The sequence below is a fragment of the Neisseria sp. P0021.S006 genome (assembly GCF_051956895.1).
Map to the genome: position 1 here is coordinate 1 of NZ_JBQCWZ010000242.1, position 1,810 is coordinate 1,810.

A 1,810-nucleotide genomic window follows, 5' to 3' on the forward strand; every position below is an offset into this window, starting at 1 on the left:
TTTATCGACCGCAGCCGTCATTTGGTGCTGACCGCGCCGCACCCTTCGCCTTTATCGGCGTATCGTGGCTTTTTCGGCTGCAAACATTTTTCGCAGGCAAACGCTTATTTGCAGGCGCATGGTTTAGAGCCGATTGATTGGCAGGTTTGAATAAGATGAAAGGCCGTCTGAAAGCAGATTTTCAGACGACCTTATGATTTAGTCTCAAATCGAATATTCAATCAGTTCGTTTTGAGAAAAGACATAAACCTGTTTCGGAATCAGGTTCAATTCTTTGCCTTCGGCGATTTGGTAACGCGCGGCATCGCTGCCTGCCAGCGTGATATGTACGTCCTGTTTGTCGTGTTTCACCAAAATATGCGTCAATGCGCCGACGGCGTGGATTTTTTCGATTTTGGCACGAATCATCGGTGTTTCGTTTTCGGCTGCAAGCTGCCATTCGTGTGGGCGGATATAGCCGATAGCGGTTTGTTCCTGCCATTTGTAGTGCGCGTCCAATTTCCACGCGAAGCCGTTGTAGTGCCAGATGCCTTTTTCGATGCGTCCTTCAAAAGCGTCGGTTTCGCCTAAGAACTCGGTAACGAAGGCGTTTTCAGGTTTACGGTAAATGGCTTCGGCGCTGCCGGTTTGTTCGATTTTGCCGTGGTTCATGACGACAATTTCGTCAGAAACTTCGAGGGCTTCTTCTTGGTCGTGTGTTACTAAAATGCTGGTTACGCCTAGGTTGTGATGGATGTCGCGCAACCAAGTGCGTAATTCTTTGCGCACTTTGGCATCCAGTGCGCCGAAGGGTTCGTCCAAAAGCAGGAGTTTCGGTTCGACCGCAAGCGCACGGGCAAGGGCGATACGTTGGCGTTGGCCGCCGGAGAGCTGGTGCGGATAGGATTTGGCGAGGTGGGAGAGCTGCACGAGTTTGAGCAGTTCTTCGACTTTGGCGCGGATTTGTTCTTTGGATGGGCGTTCGGATTTGGGCAATACGGTCAAACCGAAGGCGACGTTGTCAAACACGTTCATGTGGCGGAAGAGGGCGTAGTGTTGGAACACGAAACCGACTTTGCGCTCGCGCACATGCTTGGCGGTGACGTCTTGCCCGTCAAAGAGAATTTGGCCACCGTCGGCGTTTTCCAGCCCGGCAATAATGCGCAAGAGCGTGGTTTTGCCGCAGCCGGAAGGGCCGAGCAGGGAAACGAGTTTGCCGGTGGGGACGTTGAGGTTGATGTTTTTCAGCGCGTGGAACGCTCCGAAGTGTTTGTTTAAGTTTTGAATAGTGATGCTCATGCTGCGTTCCTTTCGGCGGCGGCGAGTTTTTTATCTTGTAATTTGGTAATGATGTTTTGCACCAGCAAGGTAGCCAAGGCTAAAAGTGCCAATACGCTGGAGAGGGCGAATGCGCCGGTGAAGTTGTATTCGTTGTAGAAGATTTCAACCAAAAGCGGGATGGTGTTGGTTTCGCCGCGTATGTGTCCCGATACCACGCTGACCGCGCCGAACTCGCCCATTGCGCGGGCGTTGGTGAGGATGATGCCGTAGAGCAGCGCCCATTTGATGTTGGGCAGGGTAACGCGCCAAAACATCTGCCAGCCGCTTGCGCCGAGAATCAGCGCGGCCTGTTCTTCGCTGTCGCCCTGCGCCTGCATCAAAGGAATGATTTCGCGCGCAACAAAGGGGAAGGTAACGAACAGCGTCGCCAAAATAATGCCGGGAATGGCGAAGATAATCTGTATGCCTTGCGCTTCCAGCCAGCCGCCCAATGCCGTGTGCGCGCCGAACAATAAGACGAACATCAAACCGGCCACCACGGGCGATACGG

Annotated in this window: 2 protein-coding genes and 1 pseudogene; 1 reads left to right on the forward strand and 2 read right to left on the reverse strand. The window is 53.0% G+C overall.

Annotation, left to right across the window (positions count from 1 at the left end):
* Nucleotides 1-150 (forward strand): annotated as a pseudogene (locus tag ACTHUM_RS12960) (uracil-DNA glycosylase); the annotation flags it as partial.
* Nucleotides 151-204: 54 nt separating this feature from the next.
* Here the strand turns inward: ACTHUM_RS12960 and ACTHUM_RS12965 are convergent.
* Together ACTHUM_RS12965 and ACTHUM_RS12970 are read right to left on the reverse strand one after the other, a co-directional pair.
* Complete coding sequence (locus tag ACTHUM_RS12965; protein ID WP_063075725.1) at nt 205-1,278, reverse strand: sulfate/molybdate ABC transporter ATP-binding protein; 1,074 nt, start codon at nt 1,276-1,278, stop codon at nt 205-207.
* Nucleotides 1,275-1,810 (reverse strand): sulfate ABC transporter permease (locus tag ACTHUM_RS12970; protein WP_440403054.1); only part of this gene is annotated, 536 nt, incomplete at its 5' end. The genes ACTHUM_RS12970 and ACTHUM_RS12965, both read right to left, overlap by 4 nt.

Bases quoted from the DNA above. Each gene is read 5' to 3' on its own strand.
- ACTHUM_RS12965 (WP_063075725.1), bottom strand. From the start codon at position 1,278: ATGAGCATCACTATTCAAAACTTAAACAAACACTTCGGAGCGTTCCAC.